At 70.1% G+C, this 19832-nt stretch carries 16 protein-coding genes and 1 pseudogene; 5 read left to right on the top strand and 12 right to left on the bottom strand.

All coding sequences use genetic code 11. The annotated features are described in order from the left end of the window. Positions 1-28: 28 nt before the first annotated feature. Positions 29-247: an MbtH family protein gene (locus tag ACIQM0_RS14855; protein WP_362955353.1), complete on the bottom strand. Its 219-nt coding sequence runs from the start codon at positions 245-247 to the stop codon at positions 29-31. A 1008-nt stretch (positions 248-1255) separates the two neighbouring features. Here ACIQM0_RS14855 and ACIQM0_RS14850 point away from each other — a divergent pair. The 3 genes from ACIQM0_RS14850 to ACIQM0_RS14840 all read left to right on the top strand — a co-directional run bounded on the left by ACIQM0_RS14850 (position 1256) and on the right by ACIQM0_RS14840 (position 4125). Beyond that, complete coding sequence (locus ACIQM0_RS14850; protein ID WP_401286314.1) at positions 1256-2140, top strand: GH25 family lysozyme; 885 nt, start codon at positions 1256-1258, stop codon at positions 2138-2140. A 163-nt stretch (positions 2141-2303) separates the two neighbouring features. Next, complete coding sequence (locus ACIQM0_RS14845) at positions 2304-3437, top strand: glycoside hydrolase family 3 N-terminal domain-containing protein (RefSeq protein WP_401286457.1); 1134 nt, start codon at positions 2304-2306, stop codon at positions 3435-3437. A 97-nt stretch (positions 3438-3534) separates the two neighbouring features. Next, positions 3535-4125, top strand: coding sequence for a TetR/AcrR family transcriptional regulator (locus tag ACIQM0_RS14840; RefSeq protein WP_401286313.1), 591 nt, complete (start codon positions 3535-3537; stop codon positions 4123-4125). Between the two features lie 12 nt (positions 4126-4137). Here the strand turns inward: ACIQM0_RS14840 and ACIQM0_RS14835 are convergent, their stop codons facing one another. Continuing rightward, entirely contained in the window at positions 4138-5175 is a 1038-nt protein-coding gene (locus tag ACIQM0_RS14835) for an SMP-30/gluconolactonase/LRE family protein (RefSeq protein ID WP_401286312.1), read from the bottom strand. A gap of 208 nt (positions 5176-5383) precedes the next feature. On the opposite strand from ACIQM0_RS14835, the gene ACIQM0_RS14830 reads away from it, so the two are divergent. Then, complete coding sequence (locus ACIQM0_RS14830) at positions 5384-7231, top strand: flavin-containing monooxygenase (RefSeq protein WP_401286311.1); 1848 nt, start codon at positions 5384-5386, stop codon at positions 7229-7231. Between the two features lie 16 nt (positions 7232-7247). Here the strand turns inward: ACIQM0_RS14830 and ACIQM0_RS14825 are convergent, their stop codons facing one another. The 5 genes from ACIQM0_RS14825 to ACIQM0_RS14805 all read right to left on the bottom strand — a co-directional run bounded on the left by ACIQM0_RS14825 (position 7248) and on the right by ACIQM0_RS14805 (position 12120). Next, positions 7248-7685 (bottom strand): hypothetical protein, encoded by a 438-nt coding sequence (locus tag ACIQM0_RS14825; protein ID WP_401286310.1) that lies wholly within the window; start codon positions 7683-7685, stop codon positions 7248-7250. After that, a complete protein-coding gene (locus tag ACIQM0_RS14820; protein ID WP_401286309.1) occupies positions 7682-8425 on the bottom strand; it encodes a hypothetical protein in 744 nt (247 codons plus the stop codon). Before ACIQM0_RS14820 ends, ACIQM0_RS14825 begins: the two co-directional genes overlap by 4 nt. A 367-nt stretch (positions 8426-8792) precedes the next feature. Next, positions 8793-9017 carry a hypothetical protein gene (locus tag ACIQM0_RS14815; RefSeq protein WP_363022474.1) on the bottom strand — a complete coding sequence of 75 codons (225 nt, stop codon included), beginning with the start codon at positions 9015-9017 and terminating at the stop codon, positions 8793-8795. A 149-nt stretch (positions 9018-9166) separates the two neighbouring features. Next, on the bottom strand, positions 9167-10552 hold the full coding sequence (locus ACIQM0_RS14810) for a glutamate-cysteine ligase family protein (RefSeq protein WP_401286308.1): 1386 nt from the start codon (positions 10550-10552) through the stop codon (positions 9167-9169). Further along, the gene (locus ACIQM0_RS14805; protein WP_401286307.1) at positions 10549-12120 is read right to left on the bottom strand and encodes a flavin monoamine oxidase family protein; all 1572 of its coding nucleotides are present in this window, start codon (positions 12118-12120) and stop codon (positions 10549-10551) included. The genes ACIQM0_RS14810 and ACIQM0_RS14805 overlap by 4 nt, the downstream gene beginning before the upstream one ends. A 503-nt stretch (positions 12121-12623) precedes the next feature. Here ACIQM0_RS14805 and ACIQM0_RS14800 point away from each other — a divergent pair. Next, positions 12624-13137 (top strand): annotated as a pseudogene (locus tag ACIQM0_RS14800) (MFS transporter); the annotation flags it as partial. Here ACIQM0_RS14800 and ACIQM0_RS14795 read toward each other — a convergent pair. The 5 genes from ACIQM0_RS14795 to ACIQM0_RS14775 all read right to left on the bottom strand — a co-directional run bounded on the left by ACIQM0_RS14795 (position 13106) and on the right by ACIQM0_RS14775 (position 19677). Continuing rightward, positions 13106-15145 (bottom strand): prolyl oligopeptidase family protein, encoded by a 2040-nt coding sequence (locus ACIQM0_RS14795; protein WP_401286306.1) that lies wholly within the window; start codon positions 15143-15145, stop codon positions 13106-13108. The pseudogene ACIQM0_RS14800 and the gene ACIQM0_RS14795 sit on opposite strands and share 32 nt — an antisense overlap. Before the next feature lie 70 nt (positions 15146-15215). Then, entirely contained in the window at positions 15216-16430 is a 1215-nt protein-coding gene (gene manD / locus ACIQM0_RS14790; protein ID WP_401286305.1) for a D-mannonate dehydratase ManD, read from the bottom strand. Between the two features lie 93 nt (positions 16431-16523). After that, positions 16524-17399 carry a carbohydrate ABC transporter permease gene (locus ACIQM0_RS14785; protein WP_385036046.1) on the bottom strand — a complete coding sequence of 292 codons (876 nt, stop codon included), beginning with the start codon at positions 17397-17399 and terminating at the stop codon, positions 16524-16526. Beyond that, a complete protein-coding gene (locus ACIQM0_RS14780; RefSeq protein WP_401286304.1) occupies positions 17396-18358 on the bottom strand; it encodes a carbohydrate ABC transporter permease in 963 nt (320 codons plus the stop codon). The genes ACIQM0_RS14785 and ACIQM0_RS14780 overlap by 4 nt, the downstream gene beginning before the upstream one ends. Next, positions 18358-19677, bottom strand: coding sequence for an ABC transporter substrate-binding protein (locus ACIQM0_RS14775; RefSeq protein WP_401286303.1), 1320 nt, complete (start codon positions 19675-19677; stop codon positions 18358-18360). The genes ACIQM0_RS14780 and ACIQM0_RS14775 overlap by 1 nt, the downstream gene beginning before the upstream one ends. Between the last annotated feature and the right edge of the window lie 155 nt (positions 19678-19832).

Genomic DNA, 19832 nt, shown 5'->3' with positions numbered 1-19832 from the left:
ACGACACCTCCGACGGCTCGGACGCCCCCTATCCGGCGTCGGCCTCCATCAACCGCACGAGGCTGGCGGGCCGCATGTCGGTCCACGCGGCCTCGATCGCGTCCAGACACTCCTGACGCGACCCTTCCGGGCCGCCGACGCGCCAGCCGCCCGGGATATCAATGTGCGCCGGCCACAGCGAGTACTGCCCCTCGCCATTCACCAGCGTCACGAACCGCCCCGACTCGTCATCGAAAGGATTAGCCACGACCGTCCCCCACCTGTTCTCGCACTTTCCACGACATGTTCATCAGTCTTTTCCGGGCATGCTGCACCGATCAATTCATGCAGCCACCCGCCGGACCGCCCGTCCCCTCACGGTGCGATCTCGACGACGCGGGCGGAGATACGTTACGCCTCGGGATACCGACTTACGCCGATAGCCGAGCCGGAACCCCCGGCTTCACTCGCTCGCGTCAATCACAATAGAGGACCCTCGTCGGCCGAAGACGCAAATTCAGCCCATTGCCCACATGTACTCAATGGACCGGCAAGGGCCGCGACCCGCCCAAGACATACGCCGACCCGACTCCAACAGAAACATTCAGCCATCACCTGCCCCTATTGTGCGAGTATCGCTGCGTACGACCCGATCAAATCCGGATAGCCGCTGGCGTACGCCCGCACACTCTCCGGCATACCCAGATCACATCGCGCTCCCGTGCGCCGGGCACGCGCGCCCGCTCGCGCCCCCATCCCACCCAGCCGGCCGACCGGAGGCGGCCCCCGTCACCACCGACGCCCTCGGCAACCACGCCCTCCGCCGCCTTGTCCCGCGGTACGCGTCCATGCGGTCAACGGCCCCCGGAGTGCCGAGGACACGGTCGCGCGGCCACGCGACACCCACACGGGCGAAGGAGGAAGGACCCGGGCAACCGGCATTCGGACCGTCAATTTCTGCTCCACTCACGTCACTTGGAGAAAATTCTGCCCAGGCTCGATCCGTTTCCGCAGCTCACCGGAGTACAGAAAGGTCTAGACCACTAACGAATCGGAAAACTATTTACCGCATGCACGTTCCTGTGGCTCACTGTGTCGTGTTCGCGTCATGTGGACGCGCGTAGATCCCTCTCCGGGAAGCGTGCGGCCGTCTCCTCCTGACCGAACGCACCCTGACCTCTCCGTCTGGCGCACCGTTCCCGCACCGGCGCGCCAGGTTCCACCGCACCGCGTCTTCGGCACCACAGAACCCCACCCCCCACAGCAGGAGGAATCCATGTTCCCCCGGAGCCTTTCCCGCAAGTCCGTACAGCAGAGACTCACCGTGGCCGGTGTCCTCGGCATGAGCGCCGCACTGACCCTCAGCCTGATGTCGGGCACCGCCGCCGCCGCGCCGCTGCCGTCCGACAGCACCGTGCCACTGGGCAAGGGCTACATGGGCGTGGGCTACGTCCAGGACAGCAAGGACTTCAAGCCGGACACCCGGCAGCTGGACCTCGGCACGAAGCCGGAAGCGAACCTCCTGGCGAACCCCGTGGGCATGGACGTCTCCGGCTACCAGGGCAGCATCAACTGGAGCTCGGTCCGCGGCGCGGGCATCGAGTTCGCCTGGATGAAGGCGACCGAGGGCACCACGTACAAGGACTCCACGTTCAGCGCCAACTACCTGGGCGCCTACAACGCCGGCGTGATCCGGGGCGCGTACCACTACGCGCGGCCCGACGTGTCCGGTGGCGCGGCGCAGGCCGACTTCTTCGCGAGCAACGGTGGCGCCTGGTCGCGCGACAACCTGACGCTCCCCGGCGTGCTGGACATCGAGGGCACCTGCTACGGCAAGACGGCCGCGGCGATGCAGTCCTGGATCCTCGACTTCTACAACACGTACAAGGCCCGCACCGGCCGTGACGTCGTGATCTACACCAGCGCGAGCTGGTGGAACTCCTGCACCGGCGGCTGGACCGGCATGTCCGCCAGGAGCCCGCTGTGGGTGGCCCACTGGACCTCCGCGGGCAGCCCGAGCATCCCGCAGGGTTTCCCGTTCTGGACCGTCTGGCAGTACACGTCCACCGGTTCGGTGAGCGGCATCTCCGGGAACGTCGACCGTGACCGCTTCAGTGGCGACCGCTCCCGTCTGCTGGCCCTGGCCAACAACACCCCGTGACAGTGGGTCGCAGGGTTCGTTGACCTCCGCATGGGGGCCCACGACCCCGGCATGATCGGAACCGCGGGCCGGTGCAGGCCAACTGATCTGCTCCGGCCCGGAGTTCCGGCTGAGGGCCCGGCCGGAACCACACCAGCTCGCGAAGGAGAATGTCATGAGCTCGATACCACAGCCCCTCAGCAGGCGCGGCGCTCTGCTCGCCGGAACGGCGGCCCTGGCCGGCGGGCTGGGGCTGGCGGGCCGTACGGACGCGGCCGTGCGCGTTCACGGAAGAGCACGTTCCCCCCTGGCCGCCCTGACCCCGGCCCAGCGCGCCGGGCAGCGCGTCATCCACTCCTACTCCGGACTCACGCCTCCGGCCGGGCTGATGGACGCGATCAGGCAGGGCCGTACCGCCGGGGTGATCTTCTTCGGGGAGAACATCAAGAACCTGACCCAGATAGACGGTGTCATCCAGGAGATGAACGAGGCGAGCGCCTCGGCCCCCGTGAAGGCCCCGCTGCTCCTGATGACCGACCAGGAAGGCGGCCTGGTGCGCCGTCTGCCCGGCGAGCCCGTGCTGTCCGCGAAGGAGGTCGGTGCCTCCACGGACCCGGAGGGCCATGCGGAGTTCACCGGCAGCGGTGCGGGCATGAACCTCGCGGGCGTCGGCATGAACGTCAATCTGGCACCGGTGCTCGACGTGTACCGCACGGCCGGCGACTTCACCGACCAGTACAAGCGCTCGTACAGCAAGGACCAGGCGGCGGTGAGCGCCTGCGGCTCGGCCTTCGTCACCGCGCAGCAGGACGCCGGGGTGGCGGCCACCGCCAAGCACTTCCCCGGCCTCGGAGCCGCTTCCGCCGGCCAGAACACCGACCTGGGTCCCGTCACCCTCACCACGTCCGCGGCCACGCTGCGCGGCGTCGACGAGGTGCCGTACCGGGCGGCGATCTCCGCCGGGACCAAGCTGGTCATGCTGTCCTGGGCCGTCTACCCGGCGCTGGACGCCGACCGGCCCGCAGGCCTGTCCGCGACCGTGGTCGGCGAGCTGCGGAACCGGCTCGGCTTCACGGGCGTGACGGTCACCGACGCCCTGGAGGCCGGGGCTCTCCAGGCCTACGGCAGCACGGCGAAGCGCAGCGTGCTGGCCGCCGCGGCCGGCATGGACCTGATCCTGTGCTCGGCCCGCGACGCCGACCAGGGGGCGGAGGCGGTGACCGCGCTGAGCGAGGCGCTGGCGGCCGGCACGCTCGACGGGGCCGCCTTCGACGCGGGCGCCGGGCGCGTCAACGCCCTCCGCGCCGGCCTGTCCTGACCGGTCCACCGCCCGTGCCCGCCAGGTGGCCCCCGCTGCCGGCCCGGCCCGGCCGACAGCGGGCACGGGGTACCTGTCCGGCCGGTACGCTTCCGGAGTGACGCAGCACTCCGTGCCGGACGGGCGGCGGCCCGCGAACGACGGGCCGAAGGCCGCCGCACGCAACCGGGCCGCTCTGATCACCGCTGCCCGCGAGATCTACGCGGAGCACGGACTGGACGCCGCGCTCTCCGCGATCGCGCGTCGGGCCGGGGTGGGGCAGGGCGTGCTGTACCGGCATTTCCCTGACCGGGCCGCCCTGGCGGCCGCGGTCCTCGAAGAGAACGTGCGGCAGGTCGAGCAGGCGTCCGCGGCCGAGAACGCGACCCTGGCCGACGTTCTCGGTGTGCTGACGTGGCATCTCACGGAGTCCGCGGCCTTCATCGGTCTCCTGCACGCCGACAGCGCGGGCAACCGCTCCCGCATCGGGGCGCACGCCCTCGCCCTGTCCGAGCGGGTGGAGCGAGTCCTGCGGGGACACCTTCCGGACGGCCACCGGCTGGGCGCCGCGGACGACCTCATGCTCACGATCGCCATGGTCTCCGGCGCCATCACCGGCCCCACCCGCGCGGAGCGGGGACGCCGGGCGTCGGCTGCCTGGCGGCTGCTCGGCGTCGAGGTGGGACCGGTCCGGCCCTTCGAGGGGTGATCGCGGTCGGCGTCAGCCGCCGTTGGACTGCCGGATGCCTTCGGCCAGGGCGTCGAAGGCGAACAGGTATCCCCCGGCGGGCCCGCTGACGGTCATGTACGCCGTGGTGCCACCAGGTGTGATCGCCACGTTCGTCGCCGACTCGAGTCCCGCGGCCGCGGCGCGGGCGGGTATCTCGACGGTCGCCAGGCGCTCGCCGTACTTGTCGTACACGACCATCGCGGGCCTGCCGTGGAGTGCCTGGTACAGGTTGCCGTGTGCGTCCACAGCGATCGAGTCGGTCTGGGCGACCCCGGCGTCGACACGGATCGCGGTGTGCCGGGACGTCACCTCTCCCTCTCCGTCGAGGCGCAGGTAGGAGATCCGGTTCTGTGTGAGCTCGCTGAACCACAGCCCGCGGTAGTCGGCGTCGAAGGAGATCCCGTTGACCGACGCCAGGTCCCGGGCCAGGACGGTGGCCGTCCCGCCGTCGCGGTCGATCCGCACCACCCGCCCGAGCGCCTTCCCCTCGGACAGGCCCCGTGAGTCGCTGATGTACAGGTTGCCCGCCTCGTCGAAGGCGATGTCGTCGGGATTCATCTGCGCCCCCTCGACCTTCCCGGAGAAGAAGGTCCGCGCGTCGCCGCCGTCCGGAGCCAGGCTCACGACCTCCCCGTGGGCGTAGTCGGTCAGGTAGAGCCGTCCGTCGTACGGGCTGAACTGCGCCGAGGTGTAGGCCCCCCGGCCGTCGGTGTGGACCGGCCGTGACGTCTTCTTCCGGACGTTGACGCGCATCACCTTGGGCTTGCCGGCGGGTGCGGTGACATCGACGACGAACAGGTCGCCGTCCTCGTTGAAGGTGGGGCCTTCCAGCAGCGTCATCCCGGTCTCCTCATGCACCTGTGTCAGCCGCATGACCTGGTGGGCGTGGATCGTCCGGCCCGCGCCGGCGGAGGCCGCCCGGTCAGCGGAGCCAACGGAGTTGCCCGTGTCCGTACCGCATCCGGTCAGCGCCAGCACGCCGATCGTGGCGAGCACGGCAAGGGATCGGATCGGGGGTCGTCGTCGCATGGGAAATCGCTCTTCCTGTCCGTCGCGCGCGGGTGCCGTTCGCCGGGCGCGGGACGTGCGTGAGCCCGTCCGGAGCGCTGACGCGCCCTGGCCGAAAGCCGTCGCACCCCCCGCACTCCAACCGGACAGCACTGTCCGGTAGTTGTTACCGTAACGGACGGCCGCTCACACCTGGGCGGCTCGACAGGCAGGATCGAGAGGCCCCCACATGACATCCCCTCACGCGCCGGCTCCCGACGAACTCGCCGCACTGAGGCGGCGGTACCGCCTTGAACGCGAGCGGCGGGTACGGCCGGACGGCGCCCGCCAGTACCGTCCCACCGAAGCCGAGTTCGGCTACTACGCCGCCGATCCGTACGCGGGAGAGCCGGCCGGACGCGAACCGCTGCACGACACCGTCGACGTCGCCGTCGTCGGCGGTGGATTCGGCGGCATCCTCGCCGGGGCGCGGCTGCGGCAGCAGGGTGTGAGGCGCGTGCGGATCGTCGAGAAGGGCGGTGACTTCGGGGGCACCTGGTACTGGAACCGGTATCCGGGCATCCACTGCGACATCGAGTCGCACGTGTACCTGCCGATGCTCGACGAGACCGGGTACGTACCGGAGTGGAAGTACTCCCCCGGCGAGGAGATCCGCCGCCACGCGGTGCGCCTGGCGGAGAAGTACGGCCTCCGCACCGACGCCCTGTTCTCCACCGCGGCCACCTCCCTGACGTGGGACCAGGCCTCCGAGACGTGGATCGTGGCCACCGACCGCGGCGACGCCTTCCGCGCCACGTACGTCGTCACCGCCACCGGCACCCTCTCCGAGCCGAAGCTCCCCGGGATACCCGGCATCGAGGACTTCGCGGGCCACACGTTCCACACCTCGCGGTGGGACTACGGCTACACCGGAGGCACCCCGGACGGCGGGATGAAAGGCCTGGCCGGGAAGCGGGTGGGCATCGTCGGCACCGGAGCCACCGGCGTCCAGGTGATCCCGATGCTGGCCGAGGACGCCGGGCACGTATACGTCTTCCAGCGCACCCCCTCCACCGTGGACGTGCGCGCCAACCGCCGCACCACGGCCGGGGACGTCGGCGCCGACCGCGACGGCTGGGCACGCGAGCGCCGGGACAACTATCTCCGCATCGTCTCCGGCGAACCGGCCGAGCAGGATCTCGTGGCCGACAGCTGGACCCACTCGGCGGGCCTCCTGGAGAAACTCCTGCCGAGCTTCCGCCGCCAGGGCGACCGGAAGGCCTTCGAAGCGGCCTACGAGGCCGCGGACGCGAGCAAGATGAACGAGCTCCGCGGCCGTGTCGAGCGAACCGTCACGGACCCCGACACGGCGGAGAGGCTCAAGCCCTGGTACCGGTACGCCTGCAAGCGCCCCACGTTCTCCGACAAGTACTATCCGGCGTTCAACCGCGGCAACGTCACCCTGGTCGACACCGCGGACACCCACGGCATCGAGCGGATCACCGAACACGGGGTCGTGGTCGGGGACACCGCGTACGAACTCGACTGCCTGATCTTCGCCACGGGGTTCTCCGTCGGAACCTCCGGAATCCACTCCGGCAAGCTCCCCGTCCACGGCCGGGGCGGCACCCAGCTGCTGGACACCTGGGCGCAGCGGGGCCCGCGCACTCTGCACGGCCTCACCAGCAACGGCTTCCCGAACCTGATCCAGATGGGTTCGCTGCAGAACGCCAGCAGTGTGAACTACACGCACATCCTCGACGAGCAGGCAGGCCACGCCGCCGCGCTCGTCGCTGCCGCCGAGGCCGCGGGTGCCCTCGTCGAGCCGTCCCGCGAGGCAGAGAGCGCCTGGGTCGCCGAACTCGCCGAGGACGCCCCCGACCACGAGTGGTTCCACGCCGAGTGCACCCCCGGCTACTACAACCGTGAAGGACGCGGCCGGCCGAACGGCCCCACCGCCTATCCCCACGGCGCGTTCGCCTTCCACGCGCTGCTGGAGCGCTGGCGCGAGGAGTCCATCGGCGGGATCCTCCGGCCCAGGACCGTTCGGCCCGCGGCGAACCGAGGGCCGAACGTCCTTCCTGACAAGCTGACTTGAGGGGATGGCCGGTGCGTCAGCTCCGTACGGTGAAGCCGTCCACGATCATGTACTGCCCGGTCTTCATCGTTCCGGTGAGGGTGTGCACCCCGGCCGGGAGACCGCTGACCGAGTAGAGCTTCTGCTGGTACTGGCGGGAGTCGCTGGTGGCGTCGGCCGTCTCCCGGCGGACCCCGTCGACGGCGATGCCGATCGTTCCCTCGTCCGCGTTCAGTTCGGTGAGGAAGTCCGCTCCGGTGCCGTTGAAGGTGAGGGTGAAGGAATCACCGATGGTGGTGGTGGCGTCGATGTCGTTCTGGAACGAGTTCTGGCCGCCCGCCGCGGCACCACGCCATCCCCAGCCGGTCCCGGTACAGGTCACTCCCTCGGTGTTGTTGGACTCCTGCGGCCCGGTGGGCTTGACGAAGCTGACGGTGGTGGCGCCCATCAGCGGTTCGGGCCGGGTCTCGATCACGGCGTCGGGCTGCGGGGCGGCAGGCCATTGGACCGCGTGGGGGGTGTCGCCTCCCCCTTCCTTCCGGTGCCGAACCGGTTCATCGGGAAGCTGACGAATCCCAGGGTCCTGGCGGGTGAGTCCGCGACCGGCGTGTAGTCCGTCATGCCGGGCGAGTCCCACGGCGATCCTCCGGCGAACCGCGGGTCCGCGGTCACCGAGTGGGTGTCCAGGGCGGCGGCGCTCCAGACACCGGGCAGGGCGACCGGCCCGCCGTTGGCCCAGAACAGATTTCTGTCCGCGGTGTACTTGTCGGGGTAGCGGGCGAGGACCTGCCGGGTGCCGCCCACGAACAGTCCGTCGATCTTCCGGTGCGCGCCGATGTCCGCCACCCGGATCGTGTCGTTCTGCCGGTCGGTCTTCCATGCCGCCGTAACTCTGCGGCCGCCGCTGAGCACGGCTCGCTCTCCGGGGTAGGAGGAGTAGGCCACCGGGGCGGACGTGCTGCCCGAGTCCGCGGCGCTGAACTTCAGGGTCGCGGCGAGGTGGCAGGTCCCGCCGCGGACCCACACATGGACCGGGTGCCCCGCTCTGGACGCCTTCCGCGCGGCGGCCTGCGCGGCCGCCAGGGTGAGCAGGGGCTGACGGGTGGAGTGCCCGGAGTTCCGGTCGCTGCCGGACGCCGATACGTAGATGTCCCTGCCCGACGGGGCGTGGGCCGCCATCGCGGTGCCCGCGGTGAGCGCGGGAGCCACGCCCACGGCCATCACGGTGAGGACCGCCGCTGTCGAGAGCCGTCGTTTCCGGGCGGCTCTGCTTCCTGGTCTTCCGTCTGAGCTGCGGTGCACGTCTGACTCCCCGGCATGGATAGGGGTGAACCGTCCCGTTGATACGTCTACCGCGGCAAGCTTTCATCGGATGTATCGATGAATTTGCGATCGGGCGGAACTCTGCTCCCCGTCTCCTTGGGGCGAGTCTCCGTCGCCGGTGACACCGGGGAGAGCACCGAACTGCTCGGCCCTCGCGTCCACGGTCCGGCGCCTCAGCCCTCGGCCCGGGTACGGATCAGCAGGGCTCCGCACAGCCCGGCGATCACACGCGGCTGAACCCTGGCCCCGCTCGACACGGTCAGGCAGCCGGGTACTCGTGGGCGGGGGCGCCCTGCCACTCGGTGAGGGACGGTGTGTCGAGAGCTCGCTCGGGGTCCGCCATCCCGGCGTCGGCGAGGAACACGATGACGTCGTGGTCGCTGTGGGCGAGGCCGAGCCGTTCTTCACGGCCGGCGATGTGCACGGTGACGAGCCGGGCGCCGGATGGTGCCGGCCGGTGGATCACGATCGGAGGCGAAGCCATACCTCCAGCGTGGCCCGTACCTCCGGTACCCGCATCCGGACCGGATCCGGGTACCCGCAGGGGCCTGGTACGTGTGCCCGCGATGCACCGGCTGGAGTGGAGCAGTCCGGTTCCGCCTCGTCACGGTCCCTGTCCGACGGAGATCCTCATCAGGTGGCGGGTGGGATTCGATGAGCCCTGACATAGCGGGACGGGTCACTACGGTGGGTCGTCTGCCAGCGACGGGCCGTCTGCTCGGCGAAGGTCTCGTTCGTGTCCAGGATCTCGTCGAGCGGGTCGAGGAAGGCGACCGCGCCGGATTGTTCGAGCCCGGCGTGGACGCGGGCCTGCAGGCCCGCGCGTGCCAGCCCGAGCAAGTGCCGGGCCACGTCGCGAACGCTGTCCTTGCCCAGGAGCGTGGCCAGCCCGTCCGTGGGCAGGGCTCGCTGCGCCGCGTCGCTCTCCTGGGGCGTGTAGTGCCGCAGGAGCTCCCAGGCGGCCGCGCGGCTGGGAGCGTGATAGGTCAGTCCGGTCCACAGGGCCGGCACAGCGGGAATGTGCGGATACGGGGGGCCGTCCGGAGCACGGGTCTCCAGAGTCCGGCGCACCCGGACGGTGGTGTAGATCTGATCGAGGTGGGAGAGCCAGTCCTCCCAATGAGGAGCGGTGCCGTCGTCGAAACCGTGACGAACATGGTCTGCGAACGTCCGCGCTCCGGCAAGGCAGTAGCCGCCGGGACCGTGGCGGTAGATCATGGGCATGCCCAGTGCCCAGTCAGTGAGTGCCTCCGCCGTGAGCGGGGACCGCAGTGCGGGGCGCGGGGCTCCGCATCGCCGGGGGTCCATGCGGAGCCAGTCGCGGCAGCGGTGGGAGAGAACACCGTCGAGGCGGCCGGCGTACAGCGGCGAGTTGACGAGCAGCGCCGCGACAACGGGCGAGGCGGCGACTTGAACGCGCAGCTTCGAAGCCAGGTCGTCCTCGGAAACGTGATCCAGCGTGGTCTGGGTGGAGGTCGACAGCTTCATGATGTGCGGTGCCCCCCGCCCTTCGGGGCCGAGGCCGGCGAAGTACGTGCGCATGACTCCACCGCGCACCGTGGGAACCCAGGTGGCGGTGTCGACCCGGTTGAAGGGGAGGTTCCCCCCGGGAACGATGGCCAGCCCGTGTCGCTGAGCCACGGCGGCCAGGGCTTCCATGGTGCCCCGCATGGCCGTCACCAGAGTGACCAGGTCATCCGCGGGAGGGGAGGAGTATTCCAACTGGCCGCCGTGTTCGAGCGTCAGCTTCGTCCCGTCAGGGAGGTGCACTCCCGTCAGGACGTCTCCGGCCCACTGCGGTGCACCGCCCCACTCCCCCCGTACCTGGTGCAAGAGGGCGGCCATGCCGTGTGGCCCGGCGTAGGGGGCAGCGAGACCGGTCGTCTCGCCCAGCACCCCTGCCTCGACTTCCAGGCCGATGCGTTCGCGCGTGCCGTGGGGGGTGAGAAATGCTTCGCGCAGGTCCGACATGCGCAAGGGGATGCGAGCCCGGACGTTCTCCATGTCCTGCGCGCTCATGACACCGCTCCTTCCCTGATGAAGTCTTCCGTTTCGCGCTCCCCGCGCTGCTTGCCCACGCCTTCCGTGGTCGCGGACAGACGATTGAGCAGGTGGCCGACCGTGCGGAGTGCCGACTGGGCGGCGCCTTGCATCCACGCATGGGCGGCCGAGAGGTGCTCACCTGCGAAGAAGAGGCGGGGATCGCCCGCCGGGTGCGGCGCCGCGAGGCCGTCGAGGTATCTCGTGTGCTCGCCCGGCGCGAGGTAGGCGAAGGAACCTCCACCCATCCCGGGCCGGCTGTCCCAGTCCCAGTGCACGACGTCGTCGATGTCGTCGCAGATGCCCGGATGCAGTTGCTCCAGGCTTCGCATCACGATCCTGTCGCGGTCCGCGGGTGGCAGTGCGGTGAACCGCCGGGCATGCGGGCCCCAGAGGTAGGCGCCCGTGAGTACCCCCGGCTCATGCGAAAGGTCGGTGTTCCAGGCTGTCAGCCGCTGTGTCGAAGACATGCCTGTACCGGGGACGGCGCGGGCGTTGTCCGACGGGTACCAGCACTGCTGGACAGGAAGGTCGGTGAAACTCCCGCCGCCGTAGATGCCGTCGTCGAGTTCCCACGTTCTCCTACGCAGGTGCACGAGAGTCTTGGTGCTGCTCGCATAGGTGAGACCGCGCACGGCCTGTGCTTGCCGATGGGGCAGTGCCGGGGTGATGACGATCTGGTCGAGCGTGGGCAGCGGGACGCAGGCCAGCACCGCGTCGTGTGTCTCATCGAGGGGCCGACCGACGCACTGACCGCTGATCCGTGCACCGTCCGAGAACAGATCCACCGCGTCGACGCGCGCGGACAGGCGGAGCGTTCCCGGCCTCAGGCGCCGGACGAACTCACTGATCAGCGTGTCCATCCCACCGACGATTTCGAGGGGCGCAGCGTGGAAGAGGCCGAAGTAGTCGACGAGCACCTCGAGAAGCGAGGCCTGCTCATAGTGCACCAGGCCGCTGGCGTGCCCGAGCAGGTCCCAGACGTCCTCGGAGAACTGCCGCCGTGCGAACTGCCACAAGGAGGTCGACATCAACTCGTCCAGAGCCGCGTCCTGCCAGTCGCCCTCCAGAACACTCATTTGCTGTGCGGGACTGAGCGCGTCCCACGCCGTACGCAGTACACGGTCCAGCCACCTCCTCGGGTCGTCCCGTTCGGTGACACGGAGACCGTAGGCCGGATACAGCTGGCGCACTTGGCTTAATCGCACCCTTCGGCCGCGCAGGTGGTAGTACCCATCAGGATTCAGATTGATGAAGGGGCGAGTCCGCAGCCCGAACTCCTGAACGTAGTGCAGCACGCATTCATGATTTCCGGGAATGCGCATCGCTCCCACATCTGCGTGGGTGCCGTCCCAGAACCGATGCGTGCGCACCCGTCCCCCGGGGCGCTCGGCTCGCTCGTAGACCACGGCATCCACCCCACGCCGCTGGAGTTCATAGGCCGAAACCAGCCCGGCCAGGCCACCACCGATGATTCCCACACGCGCGGGGTGAGCGGGCGCCGCCACTCGCAATTCGTCCGGAAACGCAAAGCACTGATCGAACAACTCTTCACACTCCTCTGCTCACACGTCTTTCCTCGGACGGCCTGCGCCCACCTCAACGACGTTCGCTCGGTTCCACGAGCACAGAATATGAATGGTCATCAGCACCACTGGCGAAACGCTCAATCGTTCTTGACCGGGTCAGGGACGGGGATTCGCCTGGGTCGGAGTGGCCGATCCGCTCCCGGCTCGCTCTGCGCGACAGCGAAATTCAGGGAGTCCGGCAACGGATACCGATCCGGACACCCCACCGGCACACCCGTCGCCCCAACTGTGGTGTCCCACCACATACGCCCCTGCTAGGCCCCTTCCTACGGTGTGGCAACACGGAACCGTCCCCACCAACCGTCCGGAAGTGGTACCCATGACCACCCCAGCAGCCGCTCCCCCACGCGCCTCCAAGCTCCCGCGGATCGTCGCGGCCAGCCTCATCGGCACCACCATCGAGTGGTACGACTTCTTCCTCTACGGCTCGGCGGCCGCCCTCGTCTTCAACAAGCTGTTCTTCCTCGGCCGTCCACTTCGCCGTCATCCCGATGTGGGACGCACTGTCCGACCGGGTCGGGCGCAGGCCCGTCTACCTGATCGGCGCCGTCGGGGTCGGGCTGTGGATGTTCCCGTTCTTCGCGCTGATCGACACCCGCGGCTTCGGGAGTCTGCTGCTCGCCGTCACCGTCGGGCTGATCTTCCACGGCGCCATGTACGCGCCGCAGGCGGCCTTCTTCTCCGAGATGTTCGCGACCCGATGCGTCGATCGACGCGCAGTTCTCCTCGGTCGCGGCCGGTGCCCCGGCCCCGCTGATCGCCACCGCCCTGCTCGCGGAGTACGACAGCTCGACGCCGATCGCGCTGTACGTCATCGCCGCGGTGCTGATCACCGTGCTGGCGGTCGTCTGCGCCAAGGAGACCCGGCACCGGGATCTCGCGGGCGTCGAGCCGGTCACCGACCGGTCGGCGTCCGCGGGAGTGCCCGCGGACGCCCGCACGGTCAGCCGGCGGCCGGCCGAACCGGTGGAGTGAGGTGCTGCCAAAGGAAGGTGTGCATCAGGGCGGTGTTGTGGGCGGCCTGCTCGTTGTCGCCGGCGCCCGCGTGGCCGCCACCGGTGTTCTCGTGGAGCAGCACCGGGTGGCCGAGTTCACGCAGCCGTGCCGCCGCCTTGCGGGCGTGGCCGGGGTGGACCCGGTCGTCACGGGTGGAGGTCGTCAGGAGCACCGGCGGATAGGTCCGGTCCGCGGTGAGCCGGTGGTACGGCGAGAGCGCGCGGAGGTGGGGGCGGTCGGACGCGTTGTCCGGGTTGCCGTACTCGGCGGTCCATGACGCGCCGGCGAGCAGTTCGTGGAAGCGGAGCATGTCCAGCAGGGGCACCTGAGCGACGATCGCGCCGAAGAGCTGCGGACAGCGGGTGAGCATCGCGCCCATGAGCAGCCCGCCGTTGCTGCCTCCGGCGGCGCCCAGCATGGCCGGAGTGGTGATGCCCCGCGCGACGAGGTCAGCGGCGACGGCCGCGAAGTCCTCGAAGGCTCGCGGCCGGTCCGCGCCGAGTGCGGCCCGGTGCCAGTCCGGTCCGTACTCGCCGCCGCCCCGGATGTTCGCGATCACGTAGGTGCCGCCGCGTTCCAGCCATGCCCGGCCCGTCAACGCGCCGTAGTAGGGGGTCAGGGAGACCTCGAAGCCGCCGTAGCCGTAGAGCAGGGCGGGACCGGGTGCCGAGCCGGCGGCGGATCGGTCGGGGCCGATCACGAAGTACGGCACCCGTGTGCCGTCGTCGGAGGTCGCGAAGAACTGCTCGGCCGCCAGGCCTGTGGTGTCGAAGCGGGCCGGGGCCTGCTTGAGGATCTCCGAGCCGGCCCCGATCTCCCCGTGGTACAGGGTGGACGGCTGCAGGAACCCCGACACGTCCAGGACGTACTCGTCGGAGACGTCCGGGTCCGTGTCGACGACGCTGACGGCGGACAGCGCCGGAACGTCCGCGAGCGGTCCGCGGTCCCACCCACCGCCGGGGGCCGGGGTGAGCACCTCGATGCGGGTGCTGACGTCGCGCATCGTCTCCAGGATCAAGTGGTGACGGGTCCAGGAGTGCCCGGCCAGGGCCGTCCGCTCGTCCGGGGTGAACAGCGCCTGCGCGGTGCGGTCGCCCGCCAGGAAGGCGTCGAAGCCGAACGCCAGCAGGGAGCCCGCCCGGTGCCCGAGCCAGGCGGACTTCAGGCCCACGATCAGATGCTCGCGATGGGCGTAGGCGTCGGCGTCGTCCGGAACGTCGATCCTGACGAGGGAGTCGTCAGGGGTCAGGAGGTACGTCTCGCTGTGGTGGAAGTCCAGCGACCGGAAGACGAAGTCCCGTTCGAAGCCAGGCGTGCTGTCGTGCCAGGCCCCGGCCGACACGTCCTCCGTGCGGCCCTCGAACACCGGGGCGGCCTCCTCCGGCGGCGTGCCGCGCCGCCACCTGCGGACGGTCCGTGGATAGCCGGAATCGGTCAGCGAGCCCGGCCCGAAGTCGGTGCCGATGAAGACGGTGTCGGCGTCGATCCACCCGATCCGCGTCTTCGCCTCCGCCACCTCGAAGCCGCCCTCGACGAAGGTCCGGGTGGCGAGGTCGAACTCACGGACCACGACGGCGTCGCCGCCGTCGCGCGACAGGCGCACCAGTGCCCGGTCGTGCTCGGGCCGGCGCACCCGCGCGCCGGCCCACACCCACTTCTCGCCCTCCGCGGCGGCGAGCGCGTCGACGTCGAGGACGACCTCCCACTCCGGAGCGTCCTTGCGGTACTGCTCGAACGTCGTGCGCCGCCACACCCCACGCACATGCCCGGCGTCCCGCCAGAAGTTGTAGAGGAACGCGCCGCGGCGGACGGTGTAGGGGATACGGTCCGAGGCGTCCAGCACCTCCCGCAGACGCTCCTTCAGGGGGGCGAACCCCGCGTCGGCGGCCAGCGCGGCCGCCGTCTCGGCGTTCCGTTCGGCCACCCACGCGAGCGCGGCCTCACCCTCGACGTCTTCCAGCCACAGGTACGGGTCGTTTTCGATCACACACAGAATTGTGCAGGCCCGGGGCGCGCGGCGGGACCACCTGCCCTGATGCCGCACGCTCGGCAGGGGCTCACCAGTCGTGGACGGTGCCGTCGTGGAGGCGGTTGACCGGCAGGTACGCCGGGTCGTACGGGTGGGCCGCCGCGAGCTCCTCGTCCAGCTCCACCCCGATCCCGGCAGCCTCGCCCGGGTGCAGGTGGCCGTCCGTGAACGTGTAGGAGTGCCGGAACACTTCCCCGGTGAGGGGGGTGTGGCCCGAGTACTCCTGGATGCCGAAGTTGTGGACGGCGAGGTCGAGGTGGACGGCGGCGGCCATCCCGACCGGGGAGATGTCCTCCGGTCCGTGCACGGCGCTCTTGATCTGGTACTGGGCGGCGAAGTCGAAGAGCTTGCGCAGCGGGGTGACACCGCCGAAGTGGGTGACCGCGGACCGCACGTAGTCGATCAGCTGCTCGGTGATCAGCGTCTGGTAGTCGTACACCGTGTTGAAGACCTCGCCGATGGCCAGTGGCGTGGTGGTGTTGCGGCGTACCAGGCGCAGTGCCTCCTGGTTCTCGGCGGGTGTGCAGTCCTCCAGCCAGAAGGGCCGGTAGGGTTCCAGGTCCTTGCCGAGCCGGGCGGCCTGGATCGGGGTGAGCCGGTGGTGGGCGTCGTGCAGGAGCGGCAGTTCGGCGCCGAACTCGGCGCGTACCGCCTCGAATACAGCGGGCGTGTGGCGCAGGTAGGCCTCGGTGTCCCAGTCCTCCACCAGGGGGCGTGCCTGCTGGTGGAGGACCGGTGCGCCCGCGTCGTCGGTGTCGGACACCCCGTAGACGGCCTTGAGACCGGGAATGCCGGACTGGATGCGGACGGCGGGGTAGCCCTCGGCGAGCCTGGCCCTTACGGAGTCGAGGAGTTCGGGCATGTCGCGGCCGTTGGCGTGGCCGTAGGTGCGGACGCGTTCGCGGCTGGCGCCGCCCAGGAGCTGGTAGAGCGGGAGGCCCGCGGCCTTGGCCTTGATGTCCCACAGCGCGACGTCGACGGCGGCGATGGCGGCCATGGTCACCGGCCCGCGCCGCCAGTACGCGCCCCGGTACAGCGACTGCCAGGTGTCCTCGATCCGGTGCGGGTCGAGGCCGATGAGCAGCGGCGCGACGTGGTCGGTGAGGTAGCTGACGACGGCGAGTTCCCTGCCGTTCAGGGTGGCGTCGCCGAGGCCGGTGAGGCCCTCGTCGGTCGTCAGTTTCAGGGTGACGAAATTGCGGCCGGGGCTGGTGACGACGACCTTCGCGTCGACGATCTTCATGCGTGTGTTCTCTTTCCGGGTGTCGGGGGTGTGGGGGGGCAGCCCTGGGCCGGTGCGGAAGCTGTGCTCCGGCTGCCGCTGGGCGGGGGCTTCTCAGCCCTTGGTGGCGCCGGAGGTCAGCCCGGCGACCAGGTATTTCTGTCCGAGGACGGCGGCCAGCACGACGGGCACGGTGATGAGGGTGGCGGCTGCCATCAGCCCGCCCCAGTCGGTGCTCGCGTAGGAGATGAAGTTGAACAGGGTGACCGGCACGGTCTGGGTGCGGTCGTCGGCGAAGACCAGCGCGAACATGAAGTTGTTCCAGCTGAAGACGAAGGCCAGCAGGGAGGCGGTCGCGGTGCCCGGCGCCGCCAGCGGCAGCGAGATGCGCCAGAAGGCGCCGAACGCGCTCAGCCCGTCGGTGCGGGCGGCCTCCTCCAGTTCGACCGGCAGCCCCGCGAAGAAGCTGATCATGATCCACATGATCAGCGGGACAGAGACGAACATGTGGCTGAGCACCAGGACGGTGTAGGAGCCGACGAGGCCCATCCGCGCGAACAGGTAGTACCAGGGGACGAGCAGCGAGATCGCCGGGACGATGCGCGCGACCAGGATCAGGGAGCCGGTGCGGTGCATGTTGAACCGGCCCACCGCCCAGGCCGCCGGTACGGCGATGACGGCGGAGAGCACCGTCGACACCACCCCGACCAGCAGCGAGTTGCCCATCGAGCGCACGATCTGCCCGGCCTCGACGATGCTGCGGAAGTTGTCCAGGGTGGGCCTGAACCACAGGCCCACCGACGGGTCGGTGACCTGCACATTGGTCTTGAAGGCCGCGGCGAACATCCACACGAGCGGGAGCGCGAAGACGAGCGTCACGATCGTGATGGCGGTGCCGCGCAGCCAGGCCCCGGTCCGGCGCCCACGGGCCCGCGGGGCGGGGTGCGGGGCGGCCTGCGGACGGGCGGCACGGGAGACGGTGGCACTCATGCGTTCTTCCTTCCGCCACGGCGGCGCAGCAGCACCACGACGCCGATGATGAAGAGCGTGAACAGGACCAGGACGGCGGCGGCCAGCCCGTACTCCTGGTAGTCGAAGGTGAGCCCGTAGGCGTAGACGTTGAGGGTTTCCACCTCGAAGTCCGAACCGCCGCCGGCGCCCTTGGTGGCGTAGAGGATGTCGAAGGTCTTCAGCGCGTCGACGGCACGCAGCACCAGTGCGGTGGCGAGCGTCGGCCCGAGCATCGGCAGGATGACGTGCCGGAACCGCTGCCAGCTGTTCGCCCCGTCGACCAGGGCGGCCTCCTCGGGCTCCTCGGGCAGTGTGGTCAGCCCGGCGAGCAGCAGCAGCGTCATCATGGGCGTCCACTGCCACACGTCGATGAGCATCAGTGTCGGCAGCGACTGGCTGACCGAGCCGAGGAACTCCTGCCGGGGCAGGCCGACGGCGGCGAGCAGGTGGTTGGCTATGCCGTTGGTGGGGTCGAGGATCAGCAGCCACAGGATGCCGATCGCGACCGGTGTGGCGAGCAGCGGGACGATCAATACGGTGCGCACCCAGCGCATCCCGCGGAACGGCTTGCGCATCAGCATCGCGAGGGCGAGCCCGAGCACCGTCTCCAGTACCACCGCACCGACGGTGAAGACCAGGGTGCGGCGGGCGGCCGGCCAGAACCTGCGGGTGTCGCCCAGTGCGTCGGTGAAGTTGCGCAGGCCGATGTGCGCCTTGTCGGCGTTCACGGCGCCGAAGGCGTCGGTGAGACTGAGGTCGAGCGTGAAGGCCAGCGGGAAGACGATCATCAGGCCCACGAAGAGCAGCGCGGGAGCGAGCATCGTCCACTTCAGCCGCCGGTTGGCCTGCTCGAAGGTGCGCGGCCCGCGTACGCGGGGCGGCTTCGCTTCCGGCGGGCGCGCGGCGGTGCGGGCCGTGGAGACCTCGGTGGTGGACATCAGGACTCCTTGTGGCGGTTGTCGCGTACGAGGAACTCGGCGAACTCCGCGTCCGCGTCGCGCACGACAGGCGGGACGGACTCGCCGAGGATGCCCGCGACCAGTGGGCGGCCGACGATGTCGCGGGCCCGGCCGACCTGGAGGACCCGGGGCCGGTCGTAGCCGCGGCCGCGCTCGGCGTTGATCCGCATGGCCTCGGCGAGGTCCGGCGGGAAGGAGGCCAGCGTCTTGGGGTCGGACCAGACCGAGGAGCGGGCACCGGGTATGCCGTCCGACTGGAGGGCGGCCGACATCTCGGGACCCGCGGCCCATCTGATGAACTCCCAGGCGTCGTCGCGGAGCAGGGAGTACGTGTTGATGCCGAGGCTCCAGGACGGGATGTTGTGCGGCCTGGCACCGGCAGGCCCGGCCGGGAACGGTGCGAAGCCGACGCTCTCGCGGACCCTGGACACCTTGGGGTCGAGGAAGCTGCTGTAGATCGCGTCGGCGTCGATGTAGAAGGCCGCCTTGCCCTGCGCGAAGATCGGCATCGCCTGCTCGAGGCTCATGTTGGTCGCCCCGGGCGGCCCGGCCTTGGCCAGCAGGCTGCCGTAGTACTCGTACGCGGCCAGGGCCTCGGGAGTGCCGATGCCGGACTTCCCGTCCACGACGAAGTCGCCGCCGTGCGAGTAGAGGAAGCTCGACCACTGGGACACGGCGCCGCTGCGCTGGCCCCGGCCGACGTAGCCGTAGAAGCCCTGCTTGCGGCGGGTGAGTTCCTGTGCGGCGTCCATCAGCGCGTCCAGGGTGCGCGGCGGTCCGCCGAGGTCCTCGACCAGGTCCTTGCGGTAGTAGAGCGCCGGGCGTTCCGTCACCACCGGGACGCTCAGCACCCTGCCCGCGGTCACGGACGCCTCGCGCGGGGCCTTCTGGAAGTCCGCCCAGTCGAACTCCGTGTCGTCCGTGACCCGGTCGCTGAGGTCGGCGAGCCAGCCGTTGTGGCCGAAGACCAGCTGCTCCTGCAGTGCGCGGACCATCATCACGTCCACGTCGGTGCCGGAGGCGTTCAGCTTGACGTTGTAGCTGCTCGAAAGCTGGTCGGCGGTGAGCAGGGTCATCGAGACCCGGCGCCCGATCCGCTCCTCGAACTCCTTGGTGCGGCGCCGGATCGCCTGGGACCACACGTGGTTGATCGCCATGATTCGCAGCGGGGTGCCGGCCGAGGGCTTACCGCCCCCGGCCGAACAGGCGCTCAGCGCCCCTGCCCCGGCGGCTCCCGCGACCCCTGCCGCCAGCCTCCCGAAGGCGCGCCGGCTCAGGAGCTGGCTGCTCGTGGACATCCTTGTCCTCGTCTCTCTGCGGTGTCGTACGGAGTCTCGTGGTGCCGGGGCGGTGCGCGTCGCGTCCCGGCCCGCACCGCTCCGACCCATCTGGTCCAACTGGTAGGACCAGATGGTTCAGACGGGACCGTAACAGCAGAAGAGGCATGTCGACC

It is taken from the genome of Streptomyces sp. NPDC091387, from assembly GCF_044756945.1.
Classification (GTDB): Bacteria; Actinomycetota; Actinomycetes; order Streptomycetales; family Streptomycetaceae; genus Streptomyces.
Note: the sequence above shows the minus strand (reverse complement) of the source record. Positions and strands in the feature narration are given on the sequence as shown.